General features: G+C 65.0%; 16 protein-coding genes. 11 read left to right on the top strand and 5 right to left on the bottom strand.

Translation table 11 applies throughout. The annotated features are described in order from the left end of the window. Positions 1-179 precede the first annotated feature (179 nt). The 4 genes from G455_RS24025 (at position 180) to G455_RS0112570 (ending at position 6,202) form a co-directional block, all read left to right on the top strand. The gene (locus tag G455_RS24025; protein WP_051312453.1) at positions 180-917 is read left to right on the top strand and encodes a TetR/AcrR family transcriptional regulator; all 738 of its coding nucleotides are present in this window, start codon (positions 180-182) and stop codon (positions 915-917) included. A 94-nt stretch (positions 918-1,011) separates the two neighbouring features. After that, the gene (locus G455_RS24020) at positions 1,012-2,094 is read left to right on the top strand and encodes an efflux RND transporter periplasmic adaptor subunit (RefSeq protein ID WP_035366687.1); all 1,083 of its coding nucleotides are present in this window, start codon (positions 1,012-1,014) and stop codon (positions 2,092-2,094) included. Beyond that, complete coding sequence (locus tag G455_RS24015; RefSeq protein ID WP_051312451.1) at positions 2,091-3,158, top strand: efflux RND transporter periplasmic adaptor subunit; 1,068 nt, start codon at positions 2,091-2,093, stop codon at positions 3,156-3,158. Before G455_RS24020 ends, G455_RS24015 begins: the two co-directional genes overlap by 4 nt. Further along, complete coding sequence (locus G455_RS0112570; protein WP_028094032.1) at positions 3,155-6,202, top strand: efflux RND transporter permease subunit; 3,048 nt, start codon at positions 3,155-3,157, stop codon at positions 6,200-6,202. The genes G455_RS24015 and G455_RS0112570 overlap by 4 nt, the downstream gene beginning before the upstream one ends. A 367-nt stretch (positions 6,203-6,569) precedes the next feature. Here the strand turns inward: G455_RS0112570 and G455_RS0112565 are convergent, their stop codons facing one another. Beyond that, positions 6,570-7,187, bottom strand: a complete 618-nt coding sequence (locus tag G455_RS0112565) for a response regulator (protein WP_028094031.1) — start codon at positions 7,185-7,187, stop codon at positions 6,570-6,572. Positions 7,188-7,460: 273 nt separating this feature from the next. Here G455_RS0112565 and G455_RS0112560 point away from each other — a divergent pair, with 273 nt between their 5' ends. From G455_RS0112560 to G455_RS0112545, 4 genes are all read left to right on the top strand, one after another. Then, a complete protein-coding gene (locus G455_RS0112560; RefSeq protein WP_051312463.1) occupies positions 7,461-7,991 on the top strand; it encodes an oxidoreductase in 531 nt (176 codons plus the stop codon). A gap of 36 nt (positions 7,992-8,027) precedes the next feature. Next, complete coding sequence (locus G455_RS0112555; protein WP_051312449.1) at positions 8,028-10,580, top strand: ATP-binding protein; 2,553 nt, start codon at positions 8,028-8,030, stop codon at positions 10,578-10,580. A gap of 356 nt (positions 10,581-10,936) precedes the next feature. After that, positions 10,937-11,854, top strand: coding sequence for a glycosyltransferase family 2 protein (locus tag G455_RS0112550; protein WP_035366685.1), 918 nt, complete (start codon positions 10,937-10,939; stop codon positions 11,852-11,854). Positions 11,855-12,052: 198 nt separating this feature from the next. After that, positions 12,053-12,430: a RidA family protein gene (locus G455_RS0112545; RefSeq protein WP_028094027.1), complete on the top strand. Its 378-nt coding sequence runs from the start codon at positions 12,053-12,055 to the stop codon at positions 12,428-12,430. A gap of 93 nt (positions 12,431-12,523) precedes the next feature. Here G455_RS0112545 and G455_RS0112540 read toward each other — a convergent pair whose 3' ends face one another. The 3 genes from G455_RS0112540 to dsrO are packed head-to-tail and all read right to left on the bottom strand — an operon-like array spanning position 12,524 to position 17,483. Continuing rightward, positions 12,524-15,595 carry a molybdopterin dinucleotide binding domain-containing protein gene (locus tag G455_RS0112540; protein ID WP_028094026.1) on the bottom strand — a complete coding sequence of 1,024 codons (3,072 nt, stop codon included), beginning with the start codon at positions 15,593-15,595 and terminating at the stop codon, positions 12,524-12,526. Positions 15,596-15,607: 12 nt separating this feature from the next. Further along, entirely contained in the window at positions 15,608-16,732 is a 1,125-nt protein-coding gene (gene nrfD, locus G455_RS24010; RefSeq protein ID WP_051312447.1) for an NrfD/PsrC family molybdoenzyme membrane anchor subunit, read from the bottom strand. A 1-nt stretch (position 16,733) separates the two neighbouring features. Further along, positions 16,734-17,483 (bottom strand): sulfate reduction electron transfer complex DsrMKJOP subunit DsrO, encoded by a 750-nt coding sequence (dsrO, locus tag G455_RS24005; RefSeq protein ID WP_051312445.1) that lies wholly within the window; start codon positions 17,481-17,483, stop codon positions 16,734-16,736. Between the two features lie 503 nt (positions 17,484-17,986). Here dsrO and minC point away from each other — a divergent pair. Genes minC through minE form a run of 3 tightly spaced genes read left to right on the top strand, consistent with a single transcriptional unit; the run spans position 17,987 to position 19,853 of the window. After that, a complete protein-coding gene (gene minC, locus G455_RS0112525; protein WP_028094025.1) occupies positions 17,987-18,733 on the top strand; it encodes a septum site-determining protein MinC in 747 nt (248 codons plus the stop codon). After that, complete coding sequence (gene minD, locus G455_RS0112520; RefSeq protein ID WP_035366684.1) at positions 18,730-19,578, top strand: septum site-determining protein MinD; 849 nt, start codon at positions 18,730-18,732, stop codon at positions 19,576-19,578. Before minC ends, minD begins: the two co-directional genes overlap by 4 nt. Next, on the top strand, positions 19,575-19,853 hold the full coding sequence (gene minE, locus G455_RS0112515; protein ID WP_189658347.1) for a cell division topological specificity factor MinE: 279 nt from the start codon (positions 19,575-19,577) through the stop codon (positions 19,851-19,853). The genes minD and minE overlap by 4 nt, the downstream gene beginning before the upstream one ends. 94 nt (positions 19,854-19,947) lie before the next feature. Here the strand turns inward: minE and G455_RS0112510 are convergent, their stop codons facing one another. Further along, positions 19,948-20,721: a carbon-nitrogen hydrolase family protein gene (locus G455_RS0112510; protein ID WP_028094022.1), complete on the bottom strand. Its 774-nt coding sequence runs from the start codon at positions 20,719-20,721 to the stop codon at positions 19,948-19,950. Positions 20,722-20,726: the final 5 nt, after the last annotated feature.

Raw genomic sequence — 20,726 nt, 5'->3', positions numbered from 1 at the left:
GCCGCTGTTTCCGGCCCTATTTCGTCCCCGACCAGGCCCTGCCGCCCGCCTTTGGCACAACCGGAACGGCCCAAGGAAGCGGCAGACCGGCAAGATGCGCCAGGTTCCGGGGCAATTAAAGTTGACAGTATTGTCATCATGACGCATTCGTCGCGCTGAAACACAAGAACGACGCCGACATGACTGCCCTTCCTTCAGACATACACAACGCCCCCCCGACAGAAGACCATCGCAGCCGCACCGCCGCCCGGCGACGCGAAGCCATGCACCGCAGGCTGCTGGAAAGCGCCATGCTGGTCTTTGCCGAAAAGGGGGTCGATGCCTCGGTGATTGACGATGTGATCTCGACCGCCGGCGTGTCGCGCGGTACCTTCTACAAATATTTCAAATCGAACCGCGACCTGATGGTCGCCGCCAATGAGGAACTCGGACGGGAGTTGCTGACCCTGGTGCTCAACCGGGTGTCTGGCCTGGACGATCCGGCCGAACGGCTGGCGCTCGGGGTCCGGCTCTTTATCGAAACCGCGCTGGCCTTTCCGCTGTTCGCGCGCTTCACCCGATCTGCGGGCATGGCCAGCGTCGGGCCCCGGTCGCTGCTGCTGGACTATCTGCCAGGCCATATCCAGGACGGGATCGAACAGGGTCGTTTCTTCGACCTGCCGCAAGAGGTATCTCTGGATTTGATCTCTGGCGGGGTGCTTTTCTACATCGCCCGCAGCTCGGAAAGCAGTGTCGACCCCGAGCACGGCCGGCATGTGGTCGCAGCACTGCTGCGCAGTCTTGGCCTATCCGACGCCGAAGCCTGGCGTCTGGCCGACCGGGAGGTCGCGCCGATGGAGCTACCCGAAAACAGTCTGCTGCGCAGGTCCAGCCTGCGCTATCGTCCACAGGGCGACTCGGGAGAAGATGCACAATGACCGCGCCGCCGCCAGTTTTGCCGATCCTGAACCATTCCCGCGACAGATACCTGAAAATGATGGACGCCCCTCCCTCCAACAGCGGAAGAGACATATGACCCGAAGAACCGCGCCACCGCTCGCGCTCTGGCTGGGCGCAGGGCTCACCGCCCTGATACCACTGTCCGCCCCCGCCGAGCAGCTCCTGACCATTGAGACCGCGATCGCCCGCAGCGCGCCACTGGCGTTCGAATTCGAAATCTCGGGCACCATCGAGGCAACCGAAAACGTCCCCGTCAGCTTTCGCAGCGGCGGCCGGGTGGTCGCCGTCAACGTGCAGGTCGGCGATCACGTCGCCGAGGGCGAGATACTGGCCACCGTCGACCCGACCCAGGCACAGGCCGCCGCCCGCGCCGCCGAGGCCCAGCTTGCCGCGGCCGAGGCCTCGCTCAATCAGGCGCAGCTTGCCCATGACCGGGCCAAGGAACTGGCCGACCGTGGCGCCGGCACCCGCGCCGGGCTGGACGCGGCGACACAGACGCTTCTGGCGGCGCTCTCCTCGCGCGATCAGGCCGAGGCGGTTGTGTCCAAGGCCCGCCAGGCGGTCAGCGACACGGTGATCTATGCCCCGGCCTCGGGCATCGTCACCGAGCGGTCGGTCGAACCGGGCCAGGTCGTCAGCGCCGCGCAGGCGGTTCTGACACTGGCCCGCGACGGGCTGCGCGAGGCGGTCTTTCACATTCCCGACCTGCCGGAAGCCAATGCGTTTCTCGGCCAGAGGTTGCTGGTACGGACGCTGGACGGGCCGGAACGGCTGTTCGACGCGACGGTTTCCGAACTATCGCCGCTCGCCGACGAGAACAGCGGCACGGTCGAACTGAAAGCCAAGCTGGACGGCGAGGCCGAACAACCCGGCCTCGGGGCGGCGGTCTCCTCCACCTTCCAAACCTTTGACACGATGTCGATCAGCCTGCCTTGGTCAGCGCTTGCGGTGCAGGGCACCGAACCGGCAGTCTGGGTGGTCGATCCGGACAGCCATGCCGTCAGCCTGACACCGGTGACCATCCTCAGCTATACCTCCTCCACCATCGAGCTGGAGCAGGAGCTGCCCGAGGGCACCATCGTCGCCACCACCGGGTCGAACCTGCTTTTCCCCGGGCGCATCGTCCGCCCGCTGTCACAGGGAGATGCCGAATGACCCGCAGATTGCTTGCCTCTACGGCGCTCGTCCTGGCATTGGCGATGGCTCTGCCCGCCCATGCCGAGACAGAAGCCCCGACCCCGCGCCCGGTAGTAACCGAGATCGTCACCAGCGAAGCGACCCGGCTGCGCAGTTTCCCCGGCGTGATCAAGGCCACGGTGGAAACCACCCTGGCGTTCCAGACCTCGGGCCGGATCGCCACCCGCCCGACCGAGCTGGGCGATACCGTCAAGACCGCCGAGGTACTCGCGACACTCGATCAGATTACTCTGGCCGAAGACGTGACCACCGCCCGTGCGGCACTGAAGGCAGCCCAGGCCGAGGCCGAGCTTGCCGCCCAGAGCCTGACGCGGGTCGAGGAGCTGAACCGCCGAGGTGTCGCCTCGGCGGCCCAGCTCGAGGCTGCGACCGCCCAGCACCAGGCCACCACCGCCAGTGTGCGCGCCGCCGAGGCCGATCTGACCAGTGCCGAGGACGCCGAACGCTATGGCACCCTGCGCGCACCAGCCGACGGGGTTGTGATCAAGGTCGAAGCCGACCCCGGCACCACCGTATCGCAGGGGACCCCGGTCCTGACGCTGGCCACCGAAGCCGGCCGCGAGGCGGTGATCGACGTGCCGACCGAGGTGCTTGCGATCCTGCAACCCGACGCCCGCTTCTCGATCCGCCCGCGCAGCCCGAACGGCCCTGCGGTCCCGGGCAAGCTACGGCTGATCGAACCGGTCGCCGACAGCTCGACCCGCAGCCACCGGCTGCGCATCACCCTTGAAGGCAACGCCCCGAGCCTGCGTCTGGGATCGCTGGTCACCGCCGCGCTCGACGTGCCTGCCACCCCTTTGCTCACCGTCTCGAAAAGCGCGCTGTTCACCGGCCCCTCTGGCCCGACGGTCTGGCGGGTCGGTGCACACCGGACCGCCGAGATGGTGCCCGTCACCCTGGGAGCCGAAATCGGCGAGCGGGTCGTGGTCACAGCTGGCCTCACCGCCGGAGATGAAATTCTGGTGCGTGGCATCCACTCGGTTCAGGCCGGCCAGACCCTTGGAAAGAGGATTGAGGAATGAAGGGGTTCAACCTTTCCGACTGGGCACTGAAGCATCGCTCTCTGGTCTGGTTCATGATCATCGTCTCGCTGATCGCGGGGGCGTTTTCCTATATGAACCTCGGCCGCGAGGAGGATCCGTCCTTCACCATCAAGGTGATGGTGGTCAGCGCCTTCCTGCCCGGCGCCACCGCCGAGGAGACCCGCGAACAGGTCACCGACCGGATCGAGAAGAAGCTGCAGGAACTACCGAACCTGAAATACACCCGGTCCGAGACCTTCCCGGGCAGTGCCGTGGTCTATGTCGAACTGCAGCCCGAGGTGAGGGGCCAAGCGGTCACCCAGACCTGGCTGAAAATCCGCAACATGATGGCCGACATCCGCGGAGACTTCCCCTCTGAATTCGCCGGCTTCGCCTTCAACGACGGGTTTGGCGATGTCTATGGCAGCATCTATGCCTTTACCTATGACGGATTTTCTCCGCAGGAGGTCAAGGACCGCGTCGAAGACATCCGCTCTGCCGTCCTGACCCTGAAAGATGCCGGCAAGGTTGAACTGGTCGGCACCCAGGCGCCCGAGGTTCATGTGGAGTTCTCGACCCGCAAGCTGGCGGCGCTGGGGCTCGATCGCGCCTCGGTGCTCGATACGCTGGCGGCACAGAACGCCATCGTGCCCTCGGGCGTGATCCAGACCAAGGACGAGCAAATCGCCGTGCGCGTCAGCGGTCGCTTCGCCTCGGCCGAGGAACTGGCCAATGCGCCGCTCAGGGTCGGCGACACTTTCTTCACCCTGTCGGACGTGGCGACTGTCACCGCCGGCTATGCCGATCCGCCCAGTACCCTGTTCCGTTATAACGGACAGGATGCGGTGGCGCTGATCGTGGGCATGCGCCAGGGCGCCAACATCCTGCAATTCGGCGAGGAGCTGGACGGGATGATGGAAAAGATCGCCGGGGAACTGCCGCTGGGCATCGAGCTGCACAAAGTGGCCGATCAACCCAAGGTGGTCGAGGAATCGGTCGATCACTTCCTGCGGGCCCTGGTCGAGGCGGTGGTGATCGTTCTGGCCGTCAGCTTCGTGTCGTTGGGGCTTCGCGCCGGGCTGGTGGTCAGCATGGCGATCCCGCTGGTCCTGGCGATGACCTTCGTGATCCTGGAAATCATGGGGGTGACGCTGCAGCGTATTTCGTTGGGCGCGCTGATCATCGCGCTGGGGCTGCTGGTCGATGATGCGATGATTTCCATCGAAACGATGATCTCGCGGCTTGAGATGGGCGAAAGCCTGACCAAGGCCGCTTCCTATGCCTGGACCTCGATCGCCTTCCCGATGCTGTCGGGCACGCTGGTGACCGTGGCAGGCTTCATCCCGATCGGGCTGAACTCCTCCCAGGCGGGGGAATACACCATCTCTCTGTTCTATGTGATCGCCATTTCGCTGATCCTGTCCTGGATCGTCGCGGTGTTGTTCGCGCCCCTGCTGGGGGCGACCTTCCTGCCGGCGAAATGGAAACATCACGACGTCAAGGCCGGCCGGCTGCGGCGCGGTTTCCATGTGGTGCTGCGCGCCGCGATGCGGGCCAAATGGCTGACCATCGCAATCACGGTGGCGCTGTTCGGTCTGTCGATCTGGAGCATGCGCTTCGTCGAACAACAGTTCTTCCCGGCCTCGGACCGGCCTGAGCTTCTGGTCGACATCAACCTGCGCCAGAACAGCAGTATCGAGGCCACCAATACCGCGATATCCGATCTCGATCATTGGCTATCCGAGCGGCCCGAAGTGGACTTCTGGTCCAGCTATGTCGGCCGGTCGGCGCCGCGGTTCCTGCTCTCGTTGGATGCTCCGACGCCGGCGCCCTACATGGGACAGATCGTGATCATGACCAAGGGGATCGCAGAGCGCAACGCGCTGCGCGACGCGATCAACGACTATGCCGCGGATCGGGCCGGAATGGACATCTATCCCAAGCTGATCGAACTGGGGCCTCCAGTCGGCAAACCGGTGCAATATCGGGTTTCCGGCCCGGACCGCTCGATCGTTCTGGACCATTCCCGCGCCCTGGCGGCACTGATCTCGCAGGATCAACGGCTGGGCAATATCACCCTGGATGAAGGCGAACCGGTGCGGGTTGCCCGGGTGGTTCTGGATCAGGAACGCCTGCGCAAGCTGGGGCTCACCCAGACCGACGTGGCCCAGGCGCTGGCGATGCTCTACAGCGGCGGCAGCATCACCGAACTGCGGGACGGCCAGACCCTGATCGACGTGATCGCCCGCGGCAACAGCAGTGATCGCGCTTCGATCGCGGCCCTGGAATCGCTGCAACTGAGCAGTCCGGACGGGACGCCGGTGCCGCTGACCGCTTTCGCCCGGCTGGAATGGGAACACGAACCACCGGTGATCCACCAGCGCGACCGGCTACCGACGATCACCATCAAGGCGGCGGTGCTGACCGACGATCAGCCGCCGACCCTGGTGGCCGCCCTTGCCCCGCAGGTCGAGGCCTTCGCCGAAGCTCTGCCCGCCGGCTACAAGATCGTCACCGCCGGGGTCGCCGAATCGAGCGCGGAAAGCCAGCAACCGATCGCCGCGGTGGTGCCGCTTATGGTGCTGATCATGCTGTCGCTGGTGATGATCCAGATGCAAAGCTTCCGGTTGATGTTCATCGTGCTGGCAGTGGCGCCGCTGGGGCTGATCGGCGTGGTCGCCGCGCTGGTGCCTTCGGGCGCGCCGCTGGGCTTCGTGGCAATCCTCGGCGTGCTGGCGCTGGTTGGCATCCTGATCCGCAACTCGATCATCCTGGTGGAGGAAATCCAGGTTCTGATCGAAAAGGGCCGCTCGCGCTGGGACGCGGTGTTCGAGGCCTCGGACAGCCGGGCGCGGCCGATCCTGCTGACTGCGGCGGCGGCCTCGCTGGCGCTGATCCCGATCTCACGGCAGGTATTCTGGGGGCCGATGGCCTTTGCGATGATGGGCGGCATTATCGCCGGCACGCTGATCACCCTGCTGTTCGCCCCGGCGCTGTATTGCGCGGTGTTCCGGGTACGCCACAGCCAGGATGATCTGCACTGATCAAAAGACCGGCCCCGATGCCTGAACGCATCGGGGCCGGCTTGGTACCAATATCCTGATAAAAAGCCGTCCGATCCGAAGCTGAAGAGCGGGTTGGGTTCATGGGACATCAGCCCCGAACCGGACGGCAATGCCGGCTGTCCCGGATCATGCTCCGGTGCGACCGACCTCAAACTCACCCAGGGCCTCCGGCGGGGACCGGACGTTCCAGGCGGATCGGTCGGGCGATCCCTATCAGCCCCGACCTTTCGAGTATTGAGATTAGCCGTGACAGGGCCCGCAGGCGACGGCACGCCGGGATAGCTTTTCATCCCGGAGGGAGAGCCCCCCTATCCTTTCGGAGAGGGTCGTGCCCGAATGGGGAAGATCAGAACAGCCCCTGATCCTTGGCAATCATCGCCGCCTGCGTCCGGTTCGCCGCACCGATCTTACGATAAAGCGTCTTGACGTGCAGCTTGACTGTCGGTTCGCGGATATCGAGATCGCGGGCGATCTCCTTGTTGGATTTGCCCTGGGTCAGCCCCTCGAGGACCTCCAACTCGCGCGAAGACAACTTGTCTGCCAGCGGATGGCTTTGCTGCTCCTCCTCGGCGGCGCGCAGGAAATCCAGCGGCGCGTATTGTTCGCCCAGCGCCATGAAACGCACCGCGTTGACCAGAGAGCGCGCCGAGAGCGTCTTGGGCAGAAACCCGGCGGCGCCAGCTTCGAGCGCCTGTTCAGCCACCTCGCGGCTGGCGGTGCCCGAAATCAACGCAACCCGGTGATGCCCCGGGATTTGCATCATCCGGGTCAGGCCGGACAGCCCCTCCATCCCCGGCATGGCATAATCCAGCAGCACCAGATCAAAACCATCCCCCTCGCGCAGCAGCCGCTCTGCCTCGTCGAAATCCGCGGCGGTGGCGGTCTCGATCCCCTCCTCGTTCTGGAAATAGAGAACGAGCGTATCGCGCAGCAGCATGTGATCGTCGGCGATCAGAATTCGCATGCACCCTCCTTACGCCGGCATCCCCGCAAAGGCAGGTGCCGGACGGGCCTGATTATGTATCATTCAACCCCAACGCGTGGAGGTCAACCAAAACAAGTTCCCCGGGCGACCGTGTCGGTTCCCCGGATGAATCGCAAGAAAACGGCAGAACCGAGGCGAATCATGCCTTTTCGGCGCAGCTCCTATCCTTCGGGATAGGATACCTCTGCCAATGCTCCCCCCCCGGATGGTGCGTTTCATGCTATGATCTGCTTCAACCTGATGGAGATTCATATGCCCCGAAGCCTGTTGCAACCGACCCTTGCCTTGCTGGTCCGGCTCACCCTTGTCATGGCGCTCTCTCTCCCCCTCCGCGCCATGGCGCAGGACCTCGCCCCTCCGGAGGGCGAGGTCCTTCTTACCGTTTCGGGAGAGATCACCCAGACCAATGTCGGTGCAACCGCGCAATTCGATCGCAGGCTACTGGAAAGCATGCAACCGGTCACCATCGCGACCACCACCATCTGGACCGATGGGGTTCAGCAGTTCACCGGTATCCCGCTGATCCGGCTGATGCGGGCCGTGGGCGCCTCGGGGCACAGGCTCAAGGCCACCGCAATCAATGACTACGCCGTCGACATCCCCAGTTCTGACTGGGTCGAAAACGGACCCATCGTCGCCTATCTGCGCAACGGCGCACCGATGTCCGTTCGTGACAAGGGGCCACTGTGGATCGTTTACCCCTATGATACCAATCCCGCCTATCAAGGAGAGGTCATCTATGCCCGCAGTATCTGGCAGCTAGATCGGATCATCGTCGAATAGGTCGAACAGGAGGAGCGACTGCCACAGGATCGCAGCATGATCCCGACCACGGAACCCGAGGCAAGGATGCCATGGGGCCGGACCAGTGCCGTGGTATTGGTCCTGGTACTGTGCATCGCGCTGGTCGGGGGATTGGCCTGGATCGTGCTGCGCGAGCTGGACGCGCTGTCGCGGGCCAATTCCGACAACCTGCAATGGAGCCTGGCCCAGGCGGATGTGGAGTTCCTGCATTTCCGTCTGGAGCTGGAGCAGGCGCGACACGATCCCTCACGCCTGGATCAAGTCCGGCGGCGCTTTGACATCTTCTTCAGCCGCATGGCGACGCTGGAAAAAGGCGAAGTGTTTCGCACGCTGCGTGCCGATCCCGCCTATGACCTGCCCCGCAGCCATGTCCGCGAATTCCTCGATCAGGCGGTGCCACTGATCGACAGCCCCGATGCCAGGCTGGCCGCCGCCCTGCCACAACTTGCACAAACCGCCGAGAGGATCTCCGAGGATGTGCGCAACCTTTCTCTCGAAGGCCTGGCGGCCTTCGCCCAGATCTCGGACAGCCGCCGCACCGGCCTGATCCGCACCCTGCTGATAATCGCCGCAGTGCTGGCCGGGCTGATGGCCGGGCTGGTATTGCTGTCGGTGTCGTTCTTCCGGCTGGCGCGGCTGTCTCAGACCCGCGCGCGCGATCTGCAACGCACCGCGGGACGGCTGCGTACCATCGTGGAAACCTCGCTCGATGCCATCGTCGTCACCGATGCCCACGGGACGATCCGGGAATTCAACCCCGCCGCCCAGCGCATCTTCGGCTATTCTCGCGAAGAGGCTCGCGGCCAGAATGCCATCGACCTGCTGTTCCCGGCCACCATGGCCGAAAGCCTACGGGGCGGGCAACTGCGGTTCCTCGACCGTGCCCGAGCGCCGCAAGCGCATGAGAAACTTCTGGAAATCACCGCTGTCGACCGCCTCGGCAGGCAATTCCCGGCCGAGCTCTCCATTGACCGGGCCGAGGCTGACAGCGGTCGGCTGTTCGTCGCCTATCTGCGCGACATCTCACGCCGGAAAGCCGCCGAGGAAGGGCTGACCATTGCCCGCGACCGGGCCCTGGCGGGAGAGCGCGCGAAGGCAGAATTCCTCGCCGTGATGAGCCACGAGATGCGCACGCCTCTGAACGGGCTGCTGGGGTCGATGCAACTTTTGCGCGACCACCACCTGACTGAACCGCAAAGCGATCTGCTGGACCGCATGCAATCTTCGGGCCGGCTGCTGCTGGGTCTGGTGAACGACGTGCTTGACCTTGCCAAGTTCGAAGCCGGCAAGATGCGCCCCGAAACCCAACCCTTTTCCCTCCCCCGGCTGCTGGACGGGGTGATCGAGACGGCCGCTCCCATGGCGGAGCAGAACCGCAACCGGTTGGGCTGGCGCTGGATCGGCGCGCCGAGCGATACCGTGATCGGCGATGCGCGCCGGCTGCGGCAGGTTCTGCTCAACCTCGTCGGCAACGCGGTGAAATTCACCCGCGACGGCGAGATCGAGATCGAAACGGAATGGCTGAAAGACGGCCGCACCGTCGAGTTTCGGGTCATCGACGACGGAATCGGCATCGCCGAGGCGGATCTGGAACGGATCTTTCAGGATTTCGAGACTCTCGATTCCTCTTACGCCCGCCAGGCCGGCGGCACCGGTCTGGGGCTTGGCATCGCCCGACGACTGGCCGAAATGCTGGGCGGAGAGATCGGCGCAGAAAGCGAACCAGGGGAAGGCAGCCTGTTCTGGCTGCGGCTGCCCCTGGAACCGACGGCGCCCCCTGCCCGGTCACTCCCGCGCCAACAGGCAACCCGGGCGTTGCCCGCCCCTCTCGATCTGCTGCTGGTCGAGGATAACGAGATCAACCGTTTTGTCGCCCGCGAAATGCTGCTGGCCGACGGCCACCGGGTCACCGAGGCAAGCGATGGCAGCGCCGGAGTGGACTGGGCGGAGAAACACCACTTCGATGCGATTCTCATGGATATCTCGATGCCGGTTCTCGACGGTCCCCGCGCCACGCGCCGCATCCGCGCCGGCAGCGGCCCGTCGGCGCAGGCCCCCATCATCGCAGTCACGGCCCATGCCCTGCCCGAGGAAATCGCCCGCTTTCAAGACGCCGGGATGACGCATTACATCTCGAAACCGCTGGATCGGGAGGAACTGCGCGAGGTTCTGGCCAGCGCCACCACGAAAGAGCCGCCGGCATCCTTCACCTCGCCCGCCAAACCCAGACAGGTTACCTTGCTGGACACCGATCAGATCGCCACCCTCTGGGCCGGTCTCGGCCTCGAGGCTAGCCAGCATCTCTACCACAGCTTCCTGACCGAGACCGACGAAATCGTCGCCTCGCTGGCCGATGCCCCACCCGACCAACCCGAACTTGAGATCATCGTGCACAAATGCGCCGGCTCCTGCGGCACCTTCGGAATGGTGGCCCTGCGTCGGGCGCTGAACCGGATCGAAATGACACTCAAACGCGGCCAGCCGGTACCCTCGGCCGATCTTGCCGCGCTGGCCGATCTCTGGGCGCGTAGCCGTCAGGCGCTGGAAGCCTGGCGCCACGCTGCCTGATCAGGACGACCCGCACCGGTTTACCCGGCCGGTCTCCCGCCCTCGTCCCGCCAACATGCGCCAATGTCACCCTTATCCTTTCGGATAGGTCCTTGCCCACTTGCGCCCTCGTCCTCTCCTCCCGCGCAGAAGAAAGCAGTGCTGTCCTGCGATAGAACGGTTCATGCCGAAACACCGGCATACACCCAAGGACTGCGACTGCCATGACGATCTTCAACCGCCCCAGCCCCCACAACCGCCGCAACGCGGTCTCCGGCCTGCCCTCACCGGCAGGCTGGACGATGGGCGCCCGGTCGTCGTGGCAGTCGCCTCTCGGACCTGTTTTTGTTTTCCCCAATTGTTGAGGATGATCCCTGATGCTGCCTCTGCCCTTCACCATCGTCATCCCCTGTTTCAATGACGAAGCCATCTTGGAAAAAACGCTGAAAAGCATCCGCTTCCAGACCCACCCGGATTGGGAAGCCCTGATCATCGACGACGGTTCCAACGATCTGAGCCGCGAAATCGCCACCCTCTATACCGGGAACGACAGCCGGTTCCGGTTGATCCGGGCCGACGGCTCCGGCCGGTCCGCGGCGCGCAACATCGCCCTGACCCAGGCCCAGGGCAACCTGATCGCCTTCTGCGACCCCGGCGACATCTGGGAAGCCTCGAAACTGGCGCGGATGGAACGCCTGTTTGCCGACCCCAGCATTGATGCTGCCTACGCCCGGGTGGCCCTTTTCGACGGCGCCGTTCCGCGCGGCATCTCGGCCACGCTGGAGGACGACCTGACCGTTCAGGCGCTTGTCGCCGATAATCCTGTCGTGACGCTGTCGAACTTCGTGGTGCGCCGCGATGTCTTCGCCGCCACCGGCGGGTTCGACACTGCACTGCAACGCGACGAGGATCTGGAATGGCTGATCCGACTGTGCGCCTGCGGGTTCCGGGTCGTCGGTATGAAAGACGCGCTGGTGCACCACCCGCTCGACATCCGGGACTTCTCCGAGGATCTGGACAGCCTGCGCGCAAACCGCGAGGCGGTTCTGGCCACCGCGCTGCGTTTCGGCCACCGTATCGACCCCCGCGCCGAAGCGATCCACCTGCGCTATCTTGCGCAGCGGGCCCTGCGGCAGGGCGCTCCGGTGCGCGATGTGCTGCGGCTGGCCCTGACCGGCCTGAGCGCCAGCCCCGCCGGATTCTTTTCCGATCTGCGGCGCGGGACATTGACCCTGGGCGCCGCACTGAGCGCACCCTTCCTGCCCCCGACGCTGCGCCGCATGCTCTTCGCCTGATCCTCTTGCGCGGCACCCGCCCCCCAAGGGCGCCGCGCATCCTGCCGGGGTCTCACGGCCCAGCCGCCCGGCGCACCGGGCACACCCCCGCCGGAGCCTGCGCGTTTCGCCACGGCAGTTCCCCCCTTCCCCCATCTGGCATTGCTACTCCCCGCGGCCTGCTGATATGGCAGTCAGGCAACCGAGGAAGACCAGCGCATGAAACAGATCCTGACCGGCGGTCTGCCCGAACCCGGCCAGCCCTTCACCTGGGGGGTGAAATCCGGCGATATGGTCTATACCAATCACGGACCGGTCCAGCAGGACGGCAGCATTCTGCAGGCCGGGATCGAGGAACAGGCCGAACTGACCATCCAAAACCTCAAGGCGGTTCTGGCCGAGGCTGGCGGTACCCTGGATCATGTGCTGCAGGTGCAGATCTTCCTGATCGAGGGCGAGGACATGAAGACCGTCGATCAGGTCTATCGCCGCCACTTCGCGGCACCCTATCCCAACCGTGCCACCGTGGTGGTCAAGGAACTGGTCGCACCGGGCATGCGGATCGAAATGATGGCTACCGCCGATCTGACGGCCTGACCCCAAAGCCATCCCCGCCCCCTCTCCCTCTGGGGGCAGGTCGCAGGCGCGGCGCGCGATCCCCTCGCGCGTCGCGCCACTTATTTCAGAGCTTCAGATCCGCTCAATCCGCGCCGGCAGCCCCTGCCGCACCGCCGTGCCCGAGACCGGATCGACCCAGACGCCGGTATTGGCCCGGGTCGGATCGACCATCCCCATGTCGTTCAAAAGCACTCCGGTAGCGAGCCGCGGATCCGCCGGCCAGATATCATCGTCAATCATGATGTCCTGGGCACCGAACCCCTTGTGGCCATAGCCGTGCTCGATCGCCACGGTGTCAGGGGCGATGCCGTCGCGCACCACCGCGACGCTTTCCAGGCTGCCGCCCGGCGTGGTCAGCCGCACCATGTCGCCGTTGGCAATGCCATGCGCCTCGGCCAGGGCACGGCCCAGCACCACCGGGTTGGAGGCAATGATCCTCAGCAGCGCCTTGGCGCCCACCGAATAAGAGTTCTGCAAGGGCGACTTGAAGCTCATCACCTTCACCGGCCAGTCGGCGGCGGGGTAGTGATCGGCCACCTTCGACCCATCGGCGAATTCCGCCTCGAACCAAGTCGGACTGCCGGGCATCCGGGTGCCGGTGGTGGCGCGGCGGAAGCTGCCCAGCCCTTCGTTCCAGACCAGCATCGGGGCCCCGAAGGCATAGGTCGCCTTGTCGCCCTGATAGCTGCGTTCGATATTCTCGTACCGCCCGCCCTTGGCATAGATGGTCGCCGCCCGACGCCATTCCTCGGGTTTCAGCACCGCCTCCAGATCCGCGCGGATACGGGCGACGTTCGACAATTCCAGATCCTCATCCGTCGCCTCGGGCACCGGTGTCTTGCCGATCATCGCCACATTGGCGGCGCCGCGCAGATACCAATCCTCGGCCCGGTTCAGCGGGTGCAGGGTGCCATCGGCATCCGGGATCGCCTGATCGCCGAAGCCCGGCAGGTCCATCCGCTTGGCGGTCGCGATCAGGAAGGTCTCAAGCCCCACCCGCTGGCCTTCGGCGTTCTTCTCCATCTTCGGTTCGATCACCGGCCAGCGCGCCGTGGTCGCCTTGGTCGCCACCCCGCCCCAGGGCTTGGTGAAGCCCCAGGTTTCATACATCACCGAATCCGGCACGATGTAATCCGAGATCGCCGAGCTTTCGTTGATGAACGGGTCGACCGAGATGATCAGCGGCACCACCTTCGGATCCTTCAGCCTGTCCACCACATGCGAAATACCGGGGACGCCATAGATCGGGTTGGTGTTGCGGAAGATCAGCGCCTCGGCCCCATAGGGATAATGATTGACCATGGAGCTGATCCATTCGGTCGCCAGCCCCGGCGCGTTCGGATACCACGGGCCATCGGCGGGATAGGCCTGACCTGCGGCTTTCTTGGCCTTGAATTCGCTGGTCTTTTCATAAGGCACGTTGCGCCCGATCGGCAGCCCCTTGGGCGTCACCATTCCGGGGAACTTGGCCAGGTCATAGGCCGGGCCCTTGTTGTCCGGGAACCAGCCGCCGGCAATCATGGTGCCGCCCTTCCAGTTCAGGTTGCCGATCAGCGTGTTGATCATCATCAGCGCATAGGCGTTGTAGAAACCCGAGCCCGACATCATCCCGCCGTGGGAATTCACCGCCGCCTTGCGGCCATGGCTGGTCAGTTCGGTGGCCAGCCCCTCGATGGTCTCGACGGGGATGCCGCAGGCCTCGGAATATTCCATCAACGTGCGGCTCGCCGCCGCCTCGCGCAGCAGGGTGAGAGAGGTCTTCACCGCCACCGGCCCCTTCGCCGTCGCGACCACGCCATCGAAGAACAGCGGCGCCGCTTCGGCACCCACCGGCACCGGGCCGGCCTCGGAGGCGATCAGGAAGGGATCGACGTCGGAATAGGCATCGCCCTCCACCGCCAGCCCGATGTCGGAGCCGCGCAGGAAGCGGCCATAGCGCGGATGGCCCTCCTCTACGATCACCAAATGGGTGGCATTGGTCCAGCTCGGCTCTCCCGCCGCTTCTGCGGCGGCGGCACTGGGCTGGGCCAGATAGGCATGGTTGATCCGGTCGTGATCGAACATCCAGCCGATGATCGCCATGGCGAGCGCGCCGTCGGTGCCCGGCTTGATCGGCACCCAGCGCGACCGGTCTCCCGAAGGCCCGTTCTGCGCATTGTTCAGCACCGGATCGACCACCACGTAATCCAACTTGCCGTCAGAGCGCGCCTTGGCGATCAGATTTCCCACCCGCTTGAACGGGTTACCGGCATTGCCCGGGGCGGTGCCCACGAACATCACGAACTCCGCTTCGAGAAAATCCGGTTTGGCGTGCGGCATCTTCTTGAAATCGCCGAACATCGCACCGGACCCCGAACGATAGGCGCCGCCGCAATAAGAGCCATGGCGGGTGAAGTTGGTCGAGCCATAGCTTTGCTTGAGCCAGCGCAGCAACAGGTTGTCGCGGCCGTCATCGACGCAGTTCATCACCACCAGCCCGTTCGCCCGGGGGCCCAGTTCCGGCGCGCCGTTCTTGATCGGGGTCTTCAGGTCGCGAATTTCCCGCAGTCCGGCCACCCGGCCCTCGCCAAAGAGATCGCCACCCTCGACCACCTCCTCGATCAGTTGCTCGAAGCTGATGGTCTGCCATTTTCCCGACCCGCGCGGACCCACCCGTTTCAACGGCTTCAAGACGCGGCGCGGGTTGTCGACCTGCTGCAGCACCGCATTGCCCCGCCCGCAGGCGGTGGAGCGATTGGTCAGCCCATCGCCCTTGCCGGTCTGAGCCATCGCCAGGAAACTGTCCTTGACCGAAGCTTCATAGGGGATGAAGGGATCCGTGCTCATCGGGCTATAGGGGTTGCCAGTGACGCGCAGCACCTTGTTCTGCGCCTTGTCGACCTTGACCCGCACGCCGCACATGGTGGTGCAGCCGATGCACATCGTATAGCTCATGGCGATATCGGGGTTCATCGCCAGATCGCCGGTGTCGGGGTCGATGACATATTCGGGCGTCAGCGAATTGCCGGTCAGGGCGGCGTTGGGCACCTCGCCCGACCATTTGCCCTTGGCCAGTTTCTTCAGCGTTTCGGCATAGCCGGCCCCGAAGGTGCCGAGGGCACCGGCAGCGGCTGCGCCTTTCAGGATATTGCGGCGAGTGGACATGATGGTGTCTCCTCAGACAGAGCGGACGGGATGTCCGGGGGCCTTGGCGCCACGCCCGTCATCGGGCTGGCCGGCCTCGGCCCAGGGAATGAAGGTGGTGTAGGCAATGATCAGGAAGAGCCAGAGCCCGAAGGTGCCGATCACCCCCATCAGCCCGGCGATGCCGGTGGGCATCAGCGCGTCGTAAAGGCCGGACCCGACCTTGGGCACCGCCTGCCCGCCCATGAAGACGGTCCAGCGGAACATCCAGGCGGCATGGATGGCGATCAGCCCGGTGACCCAACCGCTGTTGCGCGGCAGGACCAACGCCAGCACGAAGGGCACCGCAATCGACAGCGCGCCCCAGGTGGCGATCTTCTGCCAGACCGGGAAGCCCGCGACCGAGGCCAGCGCCTCGGCATGCCGAGGCGACAGGCCCGAGCTGGCCAGCGCGAACCAGGCGAGCCCCAGCGCCCCCACCACGGCGAGCGCGGCAGCAAGGTTGCGATTCAACCGCGCCTCAAGCGCGCCGTCGCGGCTCAGCACTCGCTCTAGCACCAGCATCGCCCCCAGCGCGCCGACGAAACCGGTGGCGGCGAATTGCAGCGGCAGGAAGGGGGTGTTCCACAGCGGCCGGGCGCGCACGATCGTCACCTCCATCCCGGTATAGACCAGGATAGCCAGCGCCGCGACGCCGGCGGCCATTCCCAGCGGACGGGCAAACCAATTGGCCTCTCCCCCAAGGCTGAGCAGCCGGAACAACCAGGCGAACCGCCAGTCCTGTTGCCCCCAACGGTAGAAGGCCGGGCGATGAATCGCCCAGGCGAAGAGGATCAACAGCCCGACATAAGAGGGCACCACCCAGGCGCCCCAGGCCATCCAGGAGGTCTTGTGGGTATAGACGAAGAATTCCCAGAACCGCCCCGGCTGGTGCAGGTCGGCCAGAAGCGCGATCGGCGCCGTGATGCCGGTGGTGACCGCCACCATCAGCGCCAGCCGCGCCTTGGGCAACGCCGCCTCGCGCCCGAAGACGAAGCCCGGCAGGGACATCAGCAGCGCGGTGACCGACATGGCGATCAGGAAGAAATACTGCACCGCCCAGGGCAGCCAGGCTGCCTCGTGCACGGCACCGACGAGTTCGTGGATTTGCACGTCCATCTCAAAGACCCTCTCCATGGGTGGCCTGGGCCTCGCCGGTCAGCGGCGGGCGATAGGCGGCCTCCCCGGCCACCCGCCCGTCGAGAACCTCGTCGAGGCCGATGTAATAGACATTCGGATTGGTGTGCATCTCGGGGCGCAGCACCGAAACCTCGTTCTCGCGCAACATGCGGGATACTTCACTGTCGGGATCGTTCAGATCGCCGAAGTTGCGGGCACCGCCGACGCAGGTTTCCACGCAGGCCGGCAACAGGCCGACGCTGGTGCGGTGGAAACAGAAAGTGCATTTGTCCGCCACCTGCGTCTCGTGGTTGATGAAGCGCGCATCATAGGGGCAGGCCTGCACGCAATAGGCGCAGCCGACGCATTTGCTGGCATCGACCAGAACCTCGCCATTCTCGGCCTTGAAGGTGGCCTCGACCGGGCAGACCGGCAGGCAGGGCGGGTTGTCGCAGTGATTGCACAGCCGCGGCAGCATCACCATCGCCGGGTCCTGACCGTCCTTGACCAGTTCGTAGACCGAGACATGGGTGCGGAAGGCATCCTCGGGCACATCGTTTTCCATGATGCAGGCGACAGTGCAGGCCTGACAGCCGATGCATTTGCGCAGATCGACCACCATGCCCCAATGGGTCCTGTGATCCGGGTCGGTGGCGGCTGTGGCGGATTGGCCGGCGCCGGCCACCGTGGCCGCAGCGCCGATCGAGACCCGACCCATCGCGCCCAGAAAGCCGCGGCGGTTGGTGTCCATGTGGCTGATCCTTTCCTCTTTCGGTCAGCCATAATTTAGGACCGGGGCAAGCGCCCCGATATCGGAGGAAACCCCGGGCGATTAGGGGTTATCCCTGAGACCCGGCATGACATGGATCAAGGCAGGAGGGCAAAGCGCCTGCCGGCCGCGACCCGAACAGCGGCAAGGCAGGATCCTGCCGGGCGCGCGGCTTGCTCCTCGCCCCGCCACCCTGCACTCGCGATCCGGTTGTCCTCTCCGATTGCCCGTGGCGGTCCCCCTAAAAGCGCAGTATATTGCCGCCGCACTTCCAAATGGCGCGACGTCAAGACGCAGGTCAGCCTAGAGCGCCCGGGTAAGCGGAATGTCTCCGCGCCGACGGGCAACCGCTAGCAGGAAACCGCTCAATCCGTTTGCCCATGAAGTTCCACGATGCGCCCTAGGGCCGAAGGTGGCTAGGTGACAAAAAACAATGGGGGGCAACTGATTCGCCCCCGACAGACGAGAGCAGGAGCACGGTCCAGGTGCGGACAAACAATGCAAACGGCCGGGGCGGACGCGCTTCGGTCTCGGCCCAGCCGTTCCAGATCCGCGGACGGTTCATCACCGCGATCGCCATCAGGCTGGGAAACGAAGATTTCGACGCCGCCTTTTATGAAGCCCTTGACGAGCAATTGCGGCAGGCGCCGCAGCTCTTGCTCGATGCCCCGCTGATCCTCGATCTGGGCATGGTGCCCGGGCTGACCGAAACCGCCGCGCTTCGCGGCCTGGTCGACCAGTTGCGAGGCCGCGACCTGCAGGTCTTCGGCGTGCAGAACGTCTCTGATCCGCAGGCAGAGGTGGCCGCGGAGCTTGGGCTGATCCCGGTGACCATCGGACGCGACATCCCGGCAGAGAAGGCTGGCAACGGCGGCCGGCGCAAGATCGACAAGTTGCTACCGCCCGACAACAAACTGATCACCACGCCAGTACGCTCCGGACAGGTGATCTTCGCCGAAAGAGGCGATCTGACCGTGGTCGGTTCTGTCTCTTCGGGGGCCGAACTGATTGCCTCGGGCAACATTCATGTCTATGGCACGCTGCGCGGTCGGGCCATCGCCGGGGCCCACGGCAACGAATCCGCGCGTATCTTCTGCCTGCGGCAGGAGGCGGAATTGCTGGCCATCGCGGGGGTCTACCGCACCAGCGAAAGCATCGGCGACACACTGCGGGGACAGAGCCTGCAGGTGTTTCTAAAGGATGAGGGATTGCATTTGGAGGCGCTCACATGACGACGCAAATGAAGGAGAAGCCGCCTCTGGGGAAGATCATCGTGATCACCTCGGGCAAGGGCGGGGTGGGCAAGACCACCTCGGCGGCAGCGATTTCCGCGGGTCTCGCGAAGCTCGGTCATAAGACGGTGGTGATCGACTTCGACGTCGGCCTGCGCAACCTCGACATGATCATGGGATGCGAGCGCCGGGTGGTGTTCGACTTCATCAATGTGATCCAGGGCGATGCCCGCCTGAAACAGGCGCTGATCAAGGACAAGCGGCTCGATACGCTGTATATCCTGCCGACCTCGCAAACGCGGGACAAGGATGCGCTGACCAAGGAAGGCGTCGAAGCTGTCCTGAACGAGCTGAAGGAAGAGTTCGACTACATCATCTGCGACAGCCCCGCCGGGATCGAACGCGGTGCTCAGCTAGCCATGTATTTCGCCGATGAGGCGGTGGTCGTGACCAACCCCGAAGTCTCCTCGGTGCGCGACAGCGACCGGGTCCTGGGCCTGCTGGCCAGCAAGACCAAACGCGCGGAAAGCGGTTCCTCCGAACCGGTGAAGGCGCGCGTCCTGCTGACCCGTCACGATCAGGCCCGGATCGACAAGGGCGAGATGATGACCGTGGACGACGTGCTGGAAATCCTCGCCGTGCCGCTGATCGGGATCATCCCGGAAAGCCAGGCGGTGCTGCGGGCCTCGAACGTCGGCACGCCGGTGATCCTGGACGAACCCTCGAGCGCGGGCATGGCTTATGAGGATACGGTGGCGCGCCTGACCGGGCAGGACATCGAAATCCGGATCGGCGAAGAACGGCGTCCGGGTCTGCTGCAGCGGCTGTTCGGGCGCACATCATGAGCCTGTTCGGTTTCTCCCTCAAGCCCCGCCGAGCGAAGACGGCCCAGACCGCCAAGGATCGCCTGCAGCTCCTGCTTGCGCATGAGCGCGCGGGCGGTTCCGATGCGGCCGACTTCCTGCCCCAGCTTCAGAACGACATTCTTGCGGTGATCCGGAAATACGTCACCGTCGAAGACGAGGATGTTGATATCCGGGTGCAGCGTGACAACGCGGTCTCGAGCCTGGAGATCAACATCGAGATGCCGGAAGCCTCATCGAAGAAAGACCGGTCCTGACCACATGGGCCTCAGGCGCCGGCCTCGCCATTCTTGCAGTGGCGGGGTCAGGCGCGACGGGCCAGTGGACAGGCCAACGCCTGATCGCGATCTGTCAGGCGCCGCCGACCAGATCGTCAAGCTGGGTCGACAGCATTCCCGCCGGATAATCCCCCAGCACCGGCAAATCGGCGATCAGCAGTGCCGGGCCGCGTCCGGCGCGAACGATCTCAGCCCCATCCGGGCCGGCAACCACCGACATGCCACCGAATTCCAGCCCGTTCTCCTCGCCGCAATAATTCGCATAGGCGACACAGATGGCGTTCTCGGCGGCACGGGCGGGCACAAACAGGCGCTGCACATGTTCGAAGCCCACCGGATTGGCGGTCGGCACCAGGATCAGTTCGGCGCCACGTCGGGCCAGATCGCGGGCATGTTCGGGAAATTCGATATCATAACAGATTTGCAGCCCGCAGCGCCGCCCGGCCAGATCGAAGACCGGGGCAGGATCGCATCCGGCCACGAAGCTTGCCCGTTCCATCGGGCCGAAAAGCTGGCGCTTGCGATAGGTGGCAAGCAAGGCGCCATCGGGGCCGATGGCGCTGGCGCTGTTATAGATCGTATCGCCGGCACGCTCTGCCCAGCCGACCACCAGCCCGCAGCGATGCGTCGCGGCCAGGGCCGACAGGCGAGCGATCCAATCCGCCTCGACCGGCTGCGCTTCGGCGGCGTGAAGATCGGGGCAATTGTAGCCCGGCAGCAGCAGTTCCGGGGTGACCAGAAGATCGGCGCCGGCAGAGGCGGCCGCCGTCATCGCGGTTTCCAGCTCGGCCAGGGCCTGGTCTGCGTTGCCATTGGCGGGCGGGGTCTGCAACAGGGCCAGTTTCATGTCGT

Source organism: Pseudodonghicola xiamenensis DSM 18339 (assembly GCF_000429365.1).
GTDB classification, from domain to species: domain Bacteria; phylum Pseudomonadota; class Alphaproteobacteria; order Rhodobacterales; family Rhodobacteraceae; genus Pseudodonghicola; species Pseudodonghicola xiamenensis.
The sequence above is the reverse complement of the archived record's forward strand: the minus strand, read 5'-3'. Positions and strand labels throughout refer to the sequence as shown.

Excerpts from the sequence above, each read along its gene's own strand:
- G455_RS24025 (WP_051312453.1), top strand. The coding sequence starts at position 180 with ATGACTGCCCTTCCTTCAGACATACACAACGCCCCCCCGACAGAAGAC.
- G455_RS24020 (WP_035366687.1), top strand. The coding sequence starts at position 1,012 with ATGACCCGAAGAACCGCGCCACCGCTCGCGCTCTGGCTGGGCGCAGGG.
- G455_RS24015 (WP_051312451.1), top strand. The coding sequence starts at position 2,091 with ATGACCCGCAGATTGCTTGCCTCTACGGCGCTCGTCCTGGCATTGGCG.
- G455_RS0112570 (WP_028094032.1), top strand. The coding sequence starts at position 3,155 with ATGAAGGGGTTCAACCTTTCCGACTGGGCACTGAAGCATCGCTCTCTG.
- G455_RS0112565 (WP_028094031.1), bottom strand. The coding sequence starts at position 7,187 with ATGCGAATTCTGATCGCCGACGATCACATGCTGCTGCGCGATACGCTC.
- G455_RS0112560 (WP_051312463.1), top strand. The coding sequence starts at position 7,461 with ATGCCCCGAAGCCTGTTGCAACCGACCCTTGCCTTGCTGGTCCGGCTC.
- G455_RS0112555 (WP_051312449.1), top strand. The coding sequence starts at position 8,028 with ATGATCCCGACCACGGAACCCGAGGCAAGGATGCCATGGGGCCGGACC.
- G455_RS0112550 (WP_035366685.1), top strand. The coding sequence starts at position 10,937 with ATGCTGCCTCTGCCCTTCACCATCGTCATCCCCTGTTTCAATGACGAA.
- G455_RS0112545 (WP_028094027.1), top strand. The coding sequence starts at position 12,053 with ATGAAACAGATCCTGACCGGCGGTCTGCCCGAACCCGGCCAGCCCTTC.
- G455_RS0112540 (WP_028094026.1), bottom strand. The coding sequence starts at position 15,595 with ATGTCCACTCGCCGCAATATCCTGAAAGGCGCAGCCGCTGCCGGTGCC.
- nrfD (WP_051312447.1), bottom strand. The coding sequence starts at position 16,732 with ATGGACGTGCAAATCCACGAACTCGTCGGTGCCGTGCACGAGGCAGCC.
- dsrO (WP_051312445.1), bottom strand. The coding sequence starts at position 17,483 with ATGGACACCAACCGCCGCGGCTTTCTGGGCGCGATGGGTCGGGTCTCG.
- minD (WP_035366684.1), top strand. The coding sequence starts at position 18,730 with ATGACGACGCAAATGAAGGAGAAGCCGCCTCTGGGGAAGATCATCGTG.
- minE (WP_189658347.1), top strand. The coding sequence starts at position 19,575 with ATGAGCCTGTTCGGTTTCTCCCTCAAGCCCCGCCGAGCGAAGACGGCC.
- G455_RS0112510 (WP_028094022.1), bottom strand. The coding sequence starts at position 20,721 with ATGAAACTGGCCCTGTTGCAGACCCCGCCCGCCAATGGCAACGCAGAC.